At 41.7% G+C, this 16880-nt stretch carries 13 protein-coding genes; 2 read left to right on the forward strand and 11 right to left on the reverse strand.

Features of this window, described 5'->3' with window-relative positions:
* Nucleotide 1: 1 nt before the first annotated feature.
* From LQ188_RS18210 to LQ188_RS18250, 9 genes are all read right to left on the reverse strand, one after another.
* Complete coding sequence (locus LQ188_RS18210) at nt 2–1351, reverse strand: amino acid permease (RefSeq protein ID WP_101224059.1); 1350 nt, start codon at nt 1349–1351, stop codon at nt 2–4.
* A 14-nt stretch (nt 1352–1365) separates the two neighbouring features.
* Nucleotides 1366–2634 carry a kynureninase gene (kynU, locus tag LQ188_RS18215; protein ID WP_230177705.1) on the reverse strand — a complete coding sequence of 423 codons (1269 nt, stop codon included), beginning with the start codon at nt 2632–2634 and terminating at the stop codon, nt 1366–1368.
* A gap of 50 nt (nt 2635–2684) precedes the next feature.
* Entirely contained in the window at nt 2685–4199 is a 1515-nt protein-coding gene (locus LQ188_RS18220) for a carboxylesterase/lipase family protein (RefSeq protein WP_230177666.1), read from the reverse strand.
* A gap of 227 nt (nt 4200–4426) precedes the next feature.
* A complete protein-coding gene (locus tag LQ188_RS18225) occupies nt 4427–4840 on the reverse strand; it encodes a MerR family transcriptional regulator (protein WP_230177667.1) in 414 nt (137 codons plus the stop codon).
* Nucleotides 4841–4925: 85 nt separating this feature from the next.
* Nucleotides 4926–6566, reverse strand: coding sequence for a sulfate permease (sulP, locus tag LQ188_RS18230; RefSeq protein ID WP_101224062.1), 1641 nt, complete (start codon nt 6564–6566; stop codon nt 4926–4928).
* 509 nt (nt 6567–7075) lie between these two features.
* Entirely contained in the window at nt 7076–8485 is a 1410-nt protein-coding gene (locus LQ188_RS18235) for a glycoside hydrolase family 1 protein (protein WP_101224063.1), read from the reverse strand.
* Between the two features lie 257 nt (nt 8486–8742).
* The gene (locus tag LQ188_RS18240; RefSeq protein WP_230177668.1) at nt 8743–9864 is read right to left on the reverse strand and encodes an NADH-dependent flavin oxidoreductase; all 1122 of its coding nucleotides are present in this window, start codon (nt 9862–9864) and stop codon (nt 8743–8745) included.
* Between the two features lie 21 nt (nt 9865–9885).
* Nucleotides 9886–10194, reverse strand: a complete 309-nt coding sequence (locus LQ188_RS18245; RefSeq protein WP_101224065.1) for a heme biosynthesis protein HemY — start codon at nt 10192–10194, stop codon at nt 9886–9888.
* A gap of 81 nt (nt 10195–10275) precedes the next feature.
* A complete protein-coding gene (locus tag LQ188_RS18250) occupies nt 10276–11274 on the reverse strand; it encodes a Gfo/Idh/MocA family oxidoreductase (protein ID WP_230177706.1) in 999 nt (332 codons plus the stop codon).
* Between the two features lie 207 nt (nt 11275–11481).
* Between LQ188_RS18250 and LQ188_RS18255 the strand changes: the two genes are divergently transcribed.
* Entirely contained in the window at nt 11482–12267 is a 786-nt protein-coding gene (locus LQ188_RS18255; protein ID WP_101224066.1) for an SDR family NAD(P)-dependent oxidoreductase, read from the forward strand.
* A gap of 64 nt (nt 12268–12331) precedes the next feature.
* Here LQ188_RS18255 and LQ188_RS18260 read toward each other — a convergent pair whose 3' ends face one another.
* Together LQ188_RS18260 and LQ188_RS18265 are read right to left on the reverse strand one after the other, a co-directional pair.
* The gene (locus tag LQ188_RS18260; RefSeq protein WP_230177707.1) at nt 12332–13555 is read right to left on the reverse strand and encodes a multidrug effflux MFS transporter; all 1224 of its coding nucleotides are present in this window, start codon (nt 13553–13555) and stop codon (nt 12332–12334) included.
* A gap of 908 nt (nt 13556–14463) precedes the next feature.
* A complete protein-coding gene (locus LQ188_RS18265) occupies nt 14464–15441 on the reverse strand; it encodes a D-glycerate dehydrogenase (RefSeq protein ID WP_101224067.1) in 978 nt (325 codons plus the stop codon).
* 329 nt (nt 15442–15770) lie between these two features.
* On the opposite strand from LQ188_RS18265, the gene LQ188_RS18270 reads away from it, so the two are divergent.
* Complete coding sequence (locus LQ188_RS18270; protein ID WP_230177669.1) at nt 15771–16736, forward strand: MBL fold metallo-hydrolase; 966 nt, start codon at nt 15771–15773, stop codon at nt 16734–16736.
* The last annotated feature ends 144 nt before the right edge of the window (nt 16737–16880 follow it).

Here is a 16880-nt window from a genome sequence, read left to right on the forward strand (position 1 = left end):
TTTACTTTCTTTTGAATTTCGACATCAAAAAATAAATGATGCAAAGAAAGATCAGCCAAGGAACCCCGAACTGGAGCACGATTTTAAATGGGCCAGTGAACCAGGTAGATACCGTCAAAGCAAACAAAAGTAATGCACCAAGAATCGTTAGATATGGAAATCCATACATTTTAACCGGTAATTTGCGGCCACCTGATTTCTCCCATCTCTTCCTGAAATATAAATGGGAAATGAACACCATGAACCAGGTTAAAATGGCTCCGAACATTGATATCCCCATCATGAATGCATATGAAGTATCCGGAAGCAGGACCTTTACTCCTGCAGCAAGAAATATTCCTAAAGTGGATATGAGAAGTGCCCTTACCGGGACACCTTTCCTGCTCACTTTTTGAAATAGGGCTGGAGCCTGCTTTTGCTCGGATAACGAAAATATCATTCTGGTGGAGGCATATAATTGACTATTCATAGCGGATAAAGCAGCGGTTAAAATAATGAAATTCATTATTCCCGATGCCCCGGGAACATTCAGGATTTCCATTACCTTAACAAATGGGCTTTTGTCAATACCGGCAGATTGCCAGGGAACAATCATTAACATGATCCCGATAGTCAGTACATAAAAAGTGGCAAGCCTGAAGACAGTAGCCTTCAAAGCTTTAGGGACGGCTATATCCGGATCCTTTGCTTCTCCCGCCGTCACCGCAATCAACTCAGTTCCTAAAAAGCTGAAGAGCGAAATGAATATGGCGACCCAGAGCCCCCAAAAGCCGAAAGGCATAAAACCTCCATCATTGGCATAGTTCTCTACACCGATCCCGCTTGAAGGTCCTGCGCCAATCACCACATAGGCGCCAAGTAGAATGAATATGACAATGGCGCTTATCTTGATCATTGAAAATACATACTCAAAATTCCCGAATGTATTGACACTCGTCGCATTTACATAGATTAGCAGTGCAGCAAAAAGGAAAATCCAAACACTTCCAGGTACAGCCGGGAACCAATATTTCATATAAACAGCGATGGCACTCACTTCGACACCAATGGCAAGAACATTCGCTATCCAATATGAATACCTCACAACAAAACCCGCAAATGGACTTATATATTTTTCAGCAATGGTACCAAAGGATCCCGATGTTGGATAGGCTACAGTCATTTCCGCCAAACAGCCCATCAGCAGAAGGACAATGAATGCACCTATTGCATAGCTGATAAGTACACTTGGACCTGCCGTTGAAATCGCAAGGCCGCTACCCAAGAATAACCCGGTGCCAATTGCACATCCCATGGCTATCATGGTGATTTGATTCGATGATAATTCACGATGCAGTTTATTTTTCTCCATATGTTGCTCCCATTCTAGGCAATGATTCCCCTTTTATTTTCATAGTTTTCATATATTCTGCCGTCCATGATCTTCTTAAGCACCTGTACAGTTTCATAGACTTCCTGAAAAGAGGTATAAAGAGCAACAGGTGCTAAACGAATCATATTCGGTTCACGATAATCGGGAATGATGGCCTCTTGTTTCAATGCTTTACATATTCTTGCAGCTTCTGGATGTTCAAGGATGATATGACCGCCCCTTTTTGCTTCATGCCTTGGGCTCCCAATCTCAAATCCATATCCCGTCAATTCCGAATGTACTAAATCCATAAGATATTGAGTCAGCTTCAAGGATTTCTTCCGGACTTGTTCTATCCCCGCTTCCGCAAACATTTCAAGCGAGCCTAAAAGGGGGGCCATGCTTAATATATGGGGAGTTCCAATTTGAAAGGCACCTGCCGAATTTGCCTGGGTAAAGGTATGTTCCATATCGAACTGCCTATCTTTCCGCGACCCAAACCATCCAGCCAACCCGGGCATCCTTGCAAAATGCTTACGGTTCACATATAACCCCGCTACACATCCTGGTCCGCCATTCAAATGCTTATAATTACACCAAAACGCGAAATCCACTTCCCAGTTGTCAAACAAATGCGGGATGGCTCCCACGGAATGACAGGCATCGAATCCTATCATGATTCCACGCGCATGCGCTTCCTTTGTTAACCTCTCCATATCAAGGATCTGTCCGCTTCGATATAAAACCGTCGGAAGTACAATCAACGCTATTTCCTCGTTCATCTCTTCAATGATGTCTTCTTCTTCAAGGAATTTACCATCTCGACTTTTCACCTGAACCAAGTGTGCCGAAGGATCAAGCCCATGCAATCGGAGCTGGCTTTGAAGTGCATAGATATCACTCGGGAAGGTTATTTCATCCGCCAAAATCTTATTCCTGCCAGCTCTCGGTTCAAAAAAAGTGGCCGCAAGCTGATGCAGATTAGCTGTAGTCGACCCTCCCATTATCACTTCATCCTCTAAAGCTCCTACCAATGGGGCACTCAATTCACCCAATCTCTCAGAAAAGTAAAACCAGGGCTCGGCACCCTCCGTCCAGCCATCGACCCCATACTTTTTCCAATCTTCCAATGACTTCATTAAACTTTTCTCAGCCCGCTTCGATAAAAGTCCCAATGAGTTGCCATCCATATAAATCATCCCGGGGCTCAAGTAGAACTCCTCTCTGTAAGAAACTAATGGATCTTCCTGATCCAACGTTTTCGCATACTCTTTCGTTGACATGAAATTATTGATATCCTTGTTCTCCCCGCTTCCTTCCAAGCCACTTTTTTTCACTTGTAGATCCCTACCCCTTCCCATGCCAACCTTATCATTCTGTCAGGATCTTTTTCAATATAATCCTTTTTATCAAAAATCATTGTGTAGTGATTTCTTTCATCATATTTCGGCCAGATTTCTCCTTCCGGGGGATTGGGGTTTCCATATTTCGCAAAGTTGACCCAATGGCCCTGCATTCTATGGGAAACCTTCAGGGCAGCTGACCTTGAACCATATGAAACAATCCGTTTCCCAAATGCCGAGTCAAAAGTCTGGAAAGCAAAAGGGATTTCCATACCATGCGTCGCCCCTAATTTACTTATGCGCATTGCCGCCGTTTTATAATCAAAACGATACATCCATGTTTTTTCAAAGCGGCTGTATGCCTCCGCATACCAAACCGAGGGAATATGGAAAGTCGCATCACTGCCAATGCCAAGCACAGCTTCCTTTTCTGGGTAGTTTAAATAAGCATTCGTAATTCGCTCTTTCGCCTCTGGATCAGTGTTATCGAACATTTTCTGAATCATCGCCGCATTAGTTGGAATTAATGGGGGATCCATCTGGTCGAATAACGTCGCTTCGTCCCTATTTGTTCCTATAAGCAAGGGTATTCCCTTTGCTTTTCCGGATCGAATCGAATCTAGTGGATAATCGGGCAGGAAGTCACCATCTACGACAGGTCCAAATGATAATGAGCCCGGCATGGCCTGTGAATTTTCCTGCAAGAGTTGGTAGGAAGCCGTGACAATCTCTTGAACTGGAAGCGTCTTTAAGCGGTGGATTTCATCCTTTCCAATGCCCAATATTTCAAGGAACCTTTCACTGAAATGGCGCGCAAATCCTTTTCCGTAAACAGATGTCGGAGCGGGACTTTCCGCAATGGCCTGTTTAAAAAGACCTCTAGCTGAAGGAACAGTAAGTAAAGTCGTCACCGCATTGCCACCAGCTGATTCACCAAATATCGTAACATTATCAGGGTCGCCGCCAAACGCTTCTATATTTTCATTAACCCATTTCAGAGACGCAACTTGATCACGTAAACCTAAATTGGTTTCAAATATTTCCCCATCAACTGCAAACTCGGAAAAATCCAGATATCCCAGTGCCCCCAGCCTATAGTTGATGCTTACTACGACTACATCTCCATTCTTAGCCAGTAAATGTCCATTGTACATATCAAGGGATCCAGCTCCCGTTATGTATGCTCCTCCAGGAATCCACACCATGACCGGGCGTTTTTTATCATCTGCCCTAGGCGACCAAATATTCAGGAACAAGCAATCCTCATCCATTTTTTCATTTCCCGTCATTCCTGTCCTTACCGCCCGATCCATCGGCTGCGGGGGAATCGGACCAAAATCCACTGCATCCAGGACACCGCTCCACTTATCAACTGGCTCCGGCGAGAGGAAACGCAGACCCTCAATCGGCGCTTTCGCATACCTGACTCCACGCCAAACGCATATATCGTTTTCCATAGTACCTTGAAGATGTCCTTTTACCGTCGTAACTATCGATCCAATCATTCCCTTTCACCTCTTCATATAGTAGTAGATACTTAAGTTCTTCTTTTTCCATTCCCTTATATCCTTCATCTTTATTGAAAAAAGATCTATAGACTCCGTTCTTCCAAAATAAAGTACCGCTATCGTATATAAAGTCAGGTTATCCTCATGAGTTTGAAGTTTTCATTAAATGGCCAGTTAACAAAAAAAGACCCAATCAGGTCTTTTTTGTTGAACTTGGCAAAAGCTTAGGCGAGCATGGCAAGGATACTCAATAAAGAGCTGCCCCGAACGGAAAGCTGTTGTGCAGCATATGTTAATTGCTGTTCATCGAGCTGTTCCAATAAAGGCTTTAATTCCAGCAATTCATTCTCCAGTCCTTTAAGGTCTGTAGATAGCTTGTCCACCATCAAGAGCACTTGCTCAGAATCAACAGTGGTTTCAGACCAGACTCGTAACCGTTCCTTGATTTCAGTCAAAGGCATATTCTGTTCTTTATACCGATTAATCATTTGAAGACGATTTAAAGCATCTTCTGTGTAATACCGATATCTTGACCCAGTTTTTTCATAGTTCAGCATTCCTAATTGTGTGTAATAGTCAATGGTTCTTCTCGAAACATTCGCAAGTTCAGCAAGCTGGCCAATCCGATATATATTCACCCAGATAGTCACCTTCTTTTAAAAATCTACTGTTAACGATACTATAACATAACTATCCAAAAAGGTGACTTCGAGGATGAAACTATTAGACTACTTTATCCGAATTGCCCTTCAACTGCTTCTTGGCAAAATACAGGGCATCTTCCTTCGAATTAAAAAAGTGCTGTTTATCTATTTTATGATACAGACCAGTGCTGAGTAACAATTCCTTGGGTTGCTGCTGAATTCCGGAAATGATTAATTTCCCCTTATATTTTCCGATGCGATTAACAATCGCCAATAGTGCAGCCTCTGCTGAAGTGTCCATATATGTTACCCGGCGCATGCTTATTACCAACACTTTCGTCTTATTATCCAAGTTCTCCAATATCGATGACTCCAGGACGTCTATCGAACCAAAGAAGAGGGGACCTTCCAAGTTATACACATTGATCTTTGAATCCGAATTATCAATTGGGACTATCTCGGTAATCTCATGACTTCTTTCCCTGACTTTTAACGTGTGGCTCATTTTTGCAATGAAGGTGATGAAGGCAATCAATAAGCCAATTCCTACCCCCATGATTAAATCAGTGAAGACTGTGACGAGGAAGGTGACTAGCAAAACCGCAGAATCCGCCGTCTTCGTTTTCAATACATGAGCGAATTCCTTTCTTTCACTCATATTCCAGGCAACAAACATCAATATGGGCGCCATGCTAGCCAAAGGTATATGCGCTGCATATGGAGAAAGCACCAGCAAAACCAGTAAAACGACAATTCCGTGAATGACTCCGGACATCGGGGAGGCTGCCCCGCTTTTTATATTGGTAGCTGTCCTGGCAATGGCACCTGTCGCAGGTATCCCCCCGAAGAATGGGGTCGCGATGTTCGCGATTCCTTGCCCAACCAATTCCTTATTACTATCATGCTTGGTCCCCCCCATGTTATCGGCCACGGTAGCGGATAACAATGACTCGACACCGCCTAACAAGGCAATCGTAAAAGCAACGGGAAGGAGTGTGATAATGACTTCCACTGATAGCTCCGGCACTTGGAATTGCGGAAAACCTTTCGGAATCGCTCCATACGTAGAACCAATCGTAGCCACCTTATCGGGAAATAAAAAGTAAGCTGCAATTGTGGAAATCAGCAAACCCAGAAGCGGTCCTGGCACTCGTGGCAAAAGTCTAGGTGCCAGCAGTATGACGACAAAACATATAATCGCAACAATCACACTATATAGATTGATCGTGTCTGCTTTAATCACCAGTTCCTTCATGTTATCCATGAACGCTTCATGTTTTTCCACTTTCATACCAAAGAAGTTGGCAATTTGCCCTGAAAAGATTATTATCGCAATTCCTGTTGTAAATCCAATGATGACGGGACGGGGAATGAACTTCATCAAATTGCCTAACTTAAGCAGACCCATCAGGACTAACATAATCCCCGCTAAAAACCCGGCAATTAGCAGGCTTTCATACCCATATTGCATAACGATCCCAAATAATAAAGGAACGAACGCCCCGGTTGGCCCTCCAATTTGATACTTGGAGCCACCCAAAATCGATATGAGGATTCCTGCGATGATGGTCGTATATAACCCGTATATCGGTTCGACGCCTGAAGCAATTGCAAAAGCCAATCCTAAAGGGATGGCCACAACACCTACGACCAATCCTGCCGTTACGTCCTTTTGAAAACCCTTCATATTATACCCTTGAAATCTAGAATCTTTTATCATCTTTTTAAAACTCACATCCTTAGTCGTTTTTTTAGTTGGGATCTACCATCATCAGGAAAAATGACTTTCTTTCATTTTAGAGGGAGTTGCTTGATCAAAATTAATCTGACTTGTAGGTTTTTTCAACGGGACAAACCATGCGGGGGGACTTTTCAAAGCTAAGAAATAATCGTCATATGTAATCTCCTTATGTTAAGTTATTTGACATGACCTCTACCACGCTTCAACATTATACAGTAAAACGTAAAACTGTACATTGTTAGTAACGTTAACATTTGTTTACAACTTCTTGCATATTTTTACATTTATATTACAATCCGGGACCATGTTTCCAGTCTAGTTAATTTGAAGCCGGAGATTCAGACTACGAATCAGGAGGTTTGAACTTTGGACTAATTCCCCATACCGGAAAACTTGAATAAAGACCAATAGAAAAAGCATGTTTTGAGAAAGATTACTCAAAACACGCTCTATAAAAACTCAAGGCTCTATATAAGTTTTCTTTCAGTTTACAGCTCTTCCCCTCTCGTCTCGATAATATGTTTATACCAATGAAACGACAGCTTCTTTTTCCGGTTTAACTGATCATGATGATCCACATAAATAAATCCGTATTGCTTCTTATACCCGTTTAACCAACTTAATAGATCAATGACAGACCATGCGTAATATCCTTTTAAATGGATGCCTTCGTTGATTGCCCGCTTAATCACTTTTAAGTGCTCCTCAATATATTTAATACGGGGAACATCCACTATTTCACCATCGATAATCGGATCCTCATCACCAAGTCCGTTTTCTGTAACATACATTTTAATATCACCATAACGCTCTTTTAACATATGCAGCCCATCTAAGAATCCTTGAGGTGAGATTTCCCAGCCCCATTTAGTATATGTTTTATCTTCCATTTTTACGGTCCGATAAAAGCCATCAAAAGACGGGTTTCCTGGAGCTAGAGTAGATGTTTCTCTTGAATGCTCCATGTTTGAAATGGCTTCCCGATTTTTTTCCACGCGAATGGGCTGGTAATAATTGAGTCCGATAAAATCATTTTTCCCCGCATTTCTTTTTAGCGTATCCAGTTCTTCTTCGGTCCAACTTGGTGTCCAGCCTTTCTCCTTTAATTGTTCAACCACATAAGCTGGATATTCACCTTTTAAAATTGGGTCATAATACCAAAAAGTTTCATATTCATTGGCATGCCTAGCAGCTAATACATTCTCATGTTTGTCATCAATACTATAAGCTGGCAGGAATACATGGGTAATCCCAATTTCACCGTAATGATTCAGTGCCTTGTATACCTCTACCGCTTTGGCATGTGCATAAAAAACGTAATGTGTCGCTTGAAAGTATTTATTTTCATCGTTTTGGATTCCAGGCGGGTGCGCTCCTTTTAAATACCCTAAACCGCAAAACATAACCGTTTCATTAAACGTGATCCAATGTTTGACGCGGTCTCCGAATGCGCGAAAACAAATCTCCGCATACTTGACGAATGCTTCAGCTGTTCGCTTATTCGTCCATCCCCCATCTTGTTCAAGCGTCAAAGGCAAATCCCAATGATACAGCGTAACAAATGGAACAATCCCATATTTTAAGCATTCATTAATAACATTATTATAAAATTCCAAACCTTTTTCATTGATTTCCCCGTCACCGGTTGGCAAAATACGTGCCCATGAAATGGAAAACCGATATGATTCAAGTCCCATCTCTGCCATTAATTTAATATCTTCTTTGTAACGATGATAATGGTCTATCGCTACATCACCGTTTGTACCTTCATATGTTTTCCCCGGTATCTTCGAGAAGACATCCCAATTCGTTATACCTTTACCATCTTCATCCCATGCTCCTTCTATTTGAAAAGAAGCGGAAGCTGCTCCTAATAAAAAATCGTGTGGAAACTTCAATTATACCCCTCCATTTCATACCCTCTTATTAAATTTATAATAATATATTTTATTCATTGGCACAAATATTAATTTTTAATTCACGCAAAACATAAGCCTTAAAGATAGTATTTACTATCAGGGAATGATTAAATCCAGAATTCTGCTGAATCAACCTCTCTTTTTCTAGCTGAAGATGATTGATTTATAGTTTCATATGAACATATGCAAAAACCCGTCCACCTAAGGAGGACGGGTTACGCATATATTCAAGGCAATCACTCCACAACCGGGAGCCATCCTTTTATCCCAATCAACTTTTCCCAAAGCGGATCTGGAATGACCAGTTCATCCTGATCTTTTTTTGAAAGGGTGGTCCGTATTTCCGCTTCTTTTCCAGACCTGATTTTTTCAATCCAATGCGGTTCCATAAGAAGTTCGCGGCCAAGGGCGATAAAAGGGACACCCGTTTCCATAGCTTCCGCAACTTCATCGGGTGTATGCAGTGAGCCTACACCGACAACAGGGATACGATTACCTACTTTATCGTAAATTTTGACGATGCGCGACTTTGTCCTATCACTCTCGCGGAATGAGCCATTCCAGAAGTGGCCTACCGATATATGTAGATAATCCAGGTTTTGATTCGCTAATCTATCAACGAATTGAACCGTATCATTTAATGTGATTCCAGGATTGCTGCCTTCTTCAGGAGAAAGGCGGTAGCCGATGATAAACGGCTTTTTCGCATGCTCAGCAACCGTTTTCTCGACTTCATTCACAATGGTAAGCGGAAAAATCAATCGTTTTCCCAGTGTTCCACCCCAGTTATCCGTACGACGGTTCGAGTGTGGCGAGAAGAATTGCTGCAGCAAGTACGTATTGGCACCATGGATTTCCACACCATCGAATCCTGCTTCGATTGCCCTTCTTGTTGCTTCTCCAAATGCCTTAATAATGTCTTGTATTTCATCTTCACTCATTTCCCGCGGTACAGGTGCTTCCTCGCTGGAAGCGATGGCACTTGCAGAAACAGGTTGGTTATCAGGCAATAATTCCGGCGGACTTTGCCGGCCTCCATGATATATTTGCAGGATCGCTTTTGAGCCGTTGGACTGAATCGTTTCGGCTAGTTTTCTCAAGGAAGGGATAAAGAAATCGTCATCTGCACTAAGTTGGCCTGGGAATCCCTTACCCCCAGCAGATACATAAGCACATGCCGTGACCACCGCACCTACACCAGCCGAGCGTTCAGCATAATAGGCCAGTTCATCATCGGTTACAACGCCTTGATCATCTGAAGAATAAGTGGTCATAGGAGCCATCATGATACGATTTTTCACTTCTACCCCTGATGGAAATATATATGGTTGAAAAATCTTTTCGTATTTTTGATTCATGCCAATCCTCCCCCTTTACTCTTAGTGGTGATGATGTCCGTGCGGTTCTTTAGAAGGATTCGTGATTTCAAAGCCTTCTTCAGGTACATAAAAATATTTAATCCAGACACCATCCAGAAATTCTTCACGTGAATCAAGCAAAATATCGATTTCTTTATCTGTTTTGACGATTTCATCATGCTCTGCCGGTGTATCCAGCTTCATGTCATAATGGGCATGATCACCATGCATATGGGTGATATATACACGAATCATTTTCCCTTCGGCTTCTTCAGTGCTCAGCATTTTTTGTAAGACCTTTGCTGCATTGCGATTTATTTTGCAATTCATGTCCATTCCTCCAACAATAAAATTATCCCTGTACTGAATTCTACCCAATTAAGGGTTATCAGTAACATCCATTTTTCCCCTTCATGATTGGCCATGTCCTCGGTCTGAAGGAAAGACGATGCCGATTTGCTTTCTTGCTTCATCCATGATTTCCATGGTCAACAATGAATTCGAATATGAATTAATATCGGATTCCATTTTCCCCTGCTGTATCAAATCAACAAATTCTTTCGCTTCATAATACATGGTAGGCATATCCTGTTTAACAGAAATATTTTCAGTGGTTCCATCCCGATACTGAATATCCACCGCTTGCGGTCCTGAAATTTTCTGAATGATGATGCTTCCAAGTTCACCTTGAATTTCCGATGGCAAATTGGATTCAGTAATTTTGGAAAACATGACGACTGCCTCCATTTCATCATAGGAAAGCAGAATCGTTCCTTGCCCATCAACTCCTGATTCAAGCATCGTTCCTGAAGCCTGCACCTTATTGGGTTTACCGAACAGTACAACAAGTGGATAGAGGACGTAAATGCCTAAATCCATTAAAGAGCCACTGGAGAATTCCGGATTGAATGCATTCAGCACAGTTCCTTGTTTATATGAATCGTAGCGTGATGAATATTGGCAAAAGCTTCCCGAGAAACGCCTAATCTTCCCGATTTTATCCAGATTCCCTTTTATACTTTCGAAATTCGGCATGATGGTCGATTTCATCGCTTCCATCAATAGCACATCATTTTGTTTTGCTGCCTCAATCATATCCCTTACTTCTGCCGCATTCGAGGCCATTGGTTTTTCACATAATACATGTTTTTTATTTTGTAAAAACAACACGGCTTGCCGGCAATGATGAGAGTTAGGGCTTGCTATATATACAGCGTCGATTTCATCGCTGGCAGCCATTTCTTCTATATTCGTAAAAGTCGTATGTACTTCGTATTTATTGGCAAATTCCTTGGCTTTCTCTTCTGTACGTGAATACACGGCGGTTAAAGATAAATCCTCTACATGCTTAGCAGCCTCCAAAAATCGTTCCGTGATCCAGTTTGTACCTATTACCCCTAATCTTATCAACATCCTATCCCCTTTCAAGCTAACTTAATTATGTCCTCAATATACAGACATTTCACTGAAAAACAAAGTATAATGAACACCCGCAATTGTTTAAATTGGATTTTTTAGGCAATATTCGTTTATAATTTTTCTATATTACCACTGCCATGATGTTTCTACATACTCCCAAATTGGGAATAGAAGACTTAAAAGGAGCGTGTGAAGTTTATGACAGAATTAATGAAAAACAAAGTTGCCATCATTACCGGTGGAGGATCGGGAATTGGCCGGGGCGCTGCACTGAAACTAGCTGAAAACGGCGCGAACATCATCTTTTTTGATCGTACAGTCGAAAATGCCGAAAAAGTGAAGGAAGAAGTGGAGAACCTTGGCCGAGAGGCTTTAATCATTAAAACGGATGTTTCCAAGGCTGAGCAAGTTGAACATGCCTACAAGACGGCCTATGAACATTTTGGAAAAATTGATTTTGTATTTGCAAACGCAGGCATCAACGGAGTGATTGCCCCTATAGAAGACATAAAGCCAGAAGATTGGGATCAGACACATACCATCAACCTCAAAGGCACCTTTCTCACCATCAAATACGCCATTCCCTACATGAAGGAAACAGGCGGCAGCATCGTAATCAACAGCTCCATCAATGGAAACCGATATTTCAAGAATTTTGGTTTTTCCGCTTATAGTTCATCCAAAGCTGGTCAAGTCGCTTTCGGAAAAATGGCTGCACTCGAATTGGCAAGATATAAAATCAGGGTAAATACCATTTGTCCCGGCTCCATCGATACGAACATTCACGATAACACATTCCCGGAAGATGAAAACTTAAAAAAAATCACGATTCCCATTGAATATCCGCAAGGCTCCCAGCCCCTGGCGAAGAAAGCGGGAACTACCGAACAAGCCGGTGATCTCGTATTGTTTCTAGCATCAGACATGTCCTCACATGTTACGGGTACGGAAGTTTATATCGATGGAGCAGAATCACTTTTATGATTCATACTTACCCCCTTAAAGGAAAAAGCTGAAATCCACATCAGGATTTCAGCTTTTTTCCTTTTTAAGCAACTCGCCTTAATCCGCGACGGGCAAGGAGTAAATAAGCGAACATGGCGATGACATGACAACTTACCATCACAATTCCCATCGGCAAGGGTGACTCACCTGAACCTAATCCCACCAAGGGAGCCATTAGTGATCCCAATATGAAGGGAAGCAGGCCTATTAAAGCCGAAGCACTGCCTGCTGTTTTTTTCTGATTTTGCATCGCTAAAGAAAAACTCGTTGTACCGACAATACCGACGCTGGAGACAGAGAGGAATAAAGCGACCAAGATTCCTGCCAACCCCATTTCAAGAAGAACTGAGGCAAGAAGTAATATCCCCCCAAACAAGGCTAGGCATAATCCCATTTGAAGCAGTTTTTCTTCTTTAATCTTCCCAGCAAGCTTCCCGGCAACTTGTGAAGCGATGATGATCCCAATTCCGTTTATTGCAAAAATCAGGCTGAAGGTCTGTGGGGAAACCCCATAAATGTTCTGGAGAACAAAAGGCGAACCGGAAATATAAGCGAACATTGCGGCACTTATGAATCCTTGTGCAAAAGCATAGCCCATAAACACACGATCCTTCAATAAGTTCCCAAAAGTCCTGATTGTATCGTTTACCCCACCGGCACTCCTGAGATTAGACGATAAAGTTTCCTTTATCCCAAAAAATGCAGCCGCAACCATAATGATACCTAATACTGATATGACAATGAAAACTCCCCGCCAAGAAGTGAACTGCAAAAGTTGACCGCCAAAAACCGGAGCCAATATCGGTGCCGCCCCATTCACAAGCATTAACATGGAGAAGAACTTGGTCAAATCCGTTCCTGAAAAAAGGTCACGAACTATGGCCCTTGAAATGACAATGCCTCCCGCTCCTGCAATACCTTGGATAAAACGTAATAATAAAAGCAATTCAATGGTTGGAGCAAAAGCGCATAACAGAGATGAAATGCAATAAATGGATAAAGATATGACTAACGGTGTCTGCCTTCCTTTTGCATCACTTAGAGGCCCTAAATAAATTTGGCCCAAAGCCAAACCTAACAAGCAGGCAGTCAAGCTCAGCTGCGCTAAAGACGTACTGCTATTCAGATCCTCTGCCAGTGTAGGGAGACCTGGTAAATACATATCAAGTGACAGTGGTCCAATCGCTGCAAAAGACCCCAGCATAAGAGCCATCAACAGCCTTTTGGATTTAGTCATTTCGTTGCCTGATGATATCGTTTCCTTCATTTCAATCATTATTACCCCTATCCCTTTCAACTAATTGTTTTTCCTAAATAAAACTCGACTTTCTTTATTTTACAAAAAATCGGCACAATTTACGATAAGAATGCTTCACTCGAATTCGTTTCTTCCATTCTGCATTCAATTAAGCATTAATGTGAGGATAATGGAAAACTTTTAACGGACAAAACGATTCCCACCTTCGGATGCAACTCCATTTGAGCGTTATTTTCAGCTTCGGTTAAAAGAATCCAATAAAAAATGACCCCATTTTGGAGTCACTTCAGATTGTAGACATACTCGAAATAAAGCGAGTTTGCCTGCCATTTTTTATTAAAAAAACGTTGCAGTTGATTTCAGCCGGAGCACTTTTCACCACCTATACCGGGCGTCTTTTGTTATCAGGAGCTTCTCCTCGGCCGTTCACGTATTTATCCGACCTACACCCCACTTTATTCGGCCGTTCTCATATTTATCCGACCTACACCCCACTTTATTCGACCGTTCTCATATTTATCCGACCTACAACGCTCTTTATTCGGCCATTCACGATTTATCCGACCTACAACGCTCTTTTCGGTCGTTCACGATTTATCCGACCTACAACGCACTTTATTCGGCCGTTCACGATTTATCCGACCTACAACGCACTTTATTCGGCCGTTCACGATTTATCCGACCTACAACGCACTTTTCGGTCGTTCACGATTTTTTCGACCTTTACCTCACTCCGAAGCATTTATTTTAAGATTCACGGATTAAATCCGCTCCCCATTCCGCCGACCGTCTGTCGAGTTCATCAATTTAGTAGGTATTATCCTATAAAACGGTCAAAACTCAAGGTGTCTAATCAAGTCTCGTTTTAAAATCATGAAAGGGATTCGGGATGTGACCATTCCAAATCCCTTTAAGAGTCATTTTGATTTATTCAACACTACTAAATTACGGGGAGTATCACCAGATAACCCCTCCATCAAGTTTTGTACAGCTAGAGCAGCCATTTTCAATCTTGTCGCAATGCTGGCACTGCCGATATGCGGCAATGTAACCACATTGGGCAATGTTAGCAGCGGGTGGTCCACAGGGACGGGCTCTTCTTCGAATACATCCAATCCAGCCGCCCAAATCTCTCGACTCTCCAGCGCCTGGTACAATGCTTTTTCATCGATAATCCCGCCTCTTGCGGTATTTATGAGCACAGCCGTCCCTTTCATTAATTCAAGCTGCTCCTTTCCAATCATGTAAGTGGTTTCCGGTGTGAGCGGCAGCATGACACAAACGAAATCCGAGATTTGGAGCAATTTTTCAAGAGGCTGATATTCGATTCCTAATGTATTTTCCTGTTCATATTTACGGCTTCGATTAAAATAAACTAAGTTCATATCGAACCCTTTAGCTCTTTTGGCAAGGGCTTCCCCAATCCTGCCTAACCCGATGATACCCAGCGTTGCACCGTGTACATCTTGTCCGGTCAACTGCATCGGCGACCAGGTTTCCCACTTTCCGCTCCTTAAATAATCTTCAGCCTCCATCATCCTTCTCGCCGTTGCAAGCAGTAAGCCGAAGGTTAAATCAGCTGTCGTTTCCGTTAAAACCCCCGGTGTGTTCGTTACCATGATGCCCCGTTTTGTTGCACTTTGAACATCAATATTATTATGGCCCACTGCCATATTCGCGATGATTTTCAGATTAGGCGCCTGTTCAATCAGTGACTCATCGATTTGTTCCGTCAATAAGCAAAGCAGTCCCTCTACTTCTTTCATTTCTTCTTCAAGGACTTCTCTAGGGACCGGTATATCCTCTTGATCCCACATCCTGACATCAAAATTTTGACTAAGACCTTCGATGATTTGTCCTGGCAATTTCCTTGTAATATAAACTTTTTGCTTCAAACCCTAAACCTCCCATACCGTTTCGTTCCATGAAACGCATTTTTGCACCTTTTGTCGTCTTCAGTTTTTTTACACAGAAATAATTAAAAGAATATTGGCTAAATTACTGGCTTGTTTATTCAATTTTAAAATAAACTAGATAAATAGACCATTCATTTCCAATCAATCTTACTATTAAATTTCTCGATTGCCTGAAAGCTTCCGCTTGACAGTTTCAGTTCATTCAACTAATCATAGAATAATAACCCTTTAAATCTATTCGGTCATTAGTAATTTTTCGCAATTTTCCAGATGAAGTTTATCTCGATTTAGGAGGATATGGGACGTTCATGAAAACGAATACAACATCTAAAATTTATCCAATTATAGCTCCAAGCGCTTTATCTTTAAAAAGTATAAACTTTTATTTAGTTAAACAGGATGAATCTTTAACATTAGTCGATGCAGGTATGAATGATGACGTCTGCTGGAATGCACTGCAGCAAACATTAAACGAAAATGGATTTACAGTTGGAGATATAACGGAAATTTTATTAACCCATCACCATGGAGACCATGTTGGTTTGGTCAACCGGATTACCGAACTCCATCCGATTCCCGTTTATGCCCATTCTAAATCCATTCCCCGTTTAAAAAGGGACCCTTCCTTCTTAAGTATGAGAATTGAATTTTATCAGCAGCTTTACCATGAGATGGGCTGTGGTGAACTTGGAGATAAACAAGTGGCTTACCTATTCAACGCGGTCGATAATAATAAAGATCAAAAACTGAATGGTGACATCATCGCAATCACGGAAAAACAATTGCTGAATTTTGAAGTGATCGAATTTCCAGGGCATGCCCCGGATCAAATTGCATTCCTTGACAAAGAAGGAAAACGGCTTCTTGCCGGTGATTTATTGATTGAACATATATCAAGCAATGCCTTGATCGAACCTGATGAAAACGGTAATAGAATGCTGACCCTTGTAGATCATATCGATTCATTAAAACGATGTTTAGCATTACAGGTGAACCTCCTCTTTCCTGGTCATGGTAACATCATTGAACAACCTGGTCATACGATTGAAAAAAGACTCAACAGCATAGAAAGAAAATCACAAAAGATCCTGGCCTTGATAGAATCCGGAATTTCTACAGGCAATGAACTGGCAAAGGAGTTTTACAAACAAAAGTATATAACAGAATTCCCGCTCGTCATGTCAGAAATCATCGGCCATTTGGATTATTTAGAATATCAGGGGAAGGTCACGAAACAACTCGTTGAAGATGTAGTTCATTATCAAGCTAAATGACATTAAAAAAGGCTGAAATTGAAATCGTCCCCACTTAGTAGGGACTTTTTTGTGGAAAAATATACAAAATAATTGAATCTGAAATACATAGGCCTTTTTGGGTGTTTTAATTAATCTAACAGGAAATCGATTAGAATGTGAAGA

The sequence above is a fragment of the Peribacillus sp. Bi134 genome (assembly GCF_918698065.1).
Classification (GTDB): domain Bacteria; phylum Bacillota; class Bacilli; order Bacillales; family DSM-1321; genus Peribacillus.

Excerpts from the sequence above, each read along its gene's own strand:
- LQ188_RS18210 (WP_101224059.1), bottom strand. The coding sequence starts at position 1,351 with ATGGAGAAAAATAAACTGCATCGTGAATTATCATCGAATCAAATCACC.
- kynU (WP_230177705.1), bottom strand. The coding sequence starts at position 2,634 with ATGTCAACGAAAGAGTATGCGAAAACGTTGGATCAGGAAGATCCATTA.
- LQ188_RS18220 (WP_230177666.1), bottom strand. The coding sequence starts at position 4,199 with ATGATTGGATCGATAGTTACGACGGTAAAAGGACATCTTCAAGGTACT.
- sulP (WP_101224062.1), bottom strand. The coding sequence starts at position 6,566 with ATGATAAAAGATTCTAGATTTCAAGGGTATAATATGAAGGGTTTTCAA.
- LQ188_RS18240 (WP_230177668.1), bottom strand. The coding sequence starts at position 9,864 with ATGAATCAAAAATACGAAAAGATTTTTCAACCATATATATTTCCATCA.
- LQ188_RS18245 (WP_101224065.1), bottom strand. The coding sequence starts at position 10,194 with ATGAATTGCAAAATAAATCGCAATGCAGCAAAGGTCTTACAAAAAATG.
- LQ188_RS18255 (WP_101224066.1), top strand. The coding sequence starts at position 11,482 with ATGACAGAATTAATGAAAAACAAAGTTGCCATCATTACCGGTGGAGGA.
- LQ188_RS18260 (WP_230177707.1), bottom strand. The coding sequence starts at position 13,555 with ATGAAGGAAACGATATCATCAGGCAACGAAATGACTAAATCCAAAAGG.
- LQ188_RS18270 (WP_230177669.1), top strand. The coding sequence starts at position 15,771 with ATGAAAACGAATACAACATCTAAAATTTATCCAATTATAGCTCCAAGC.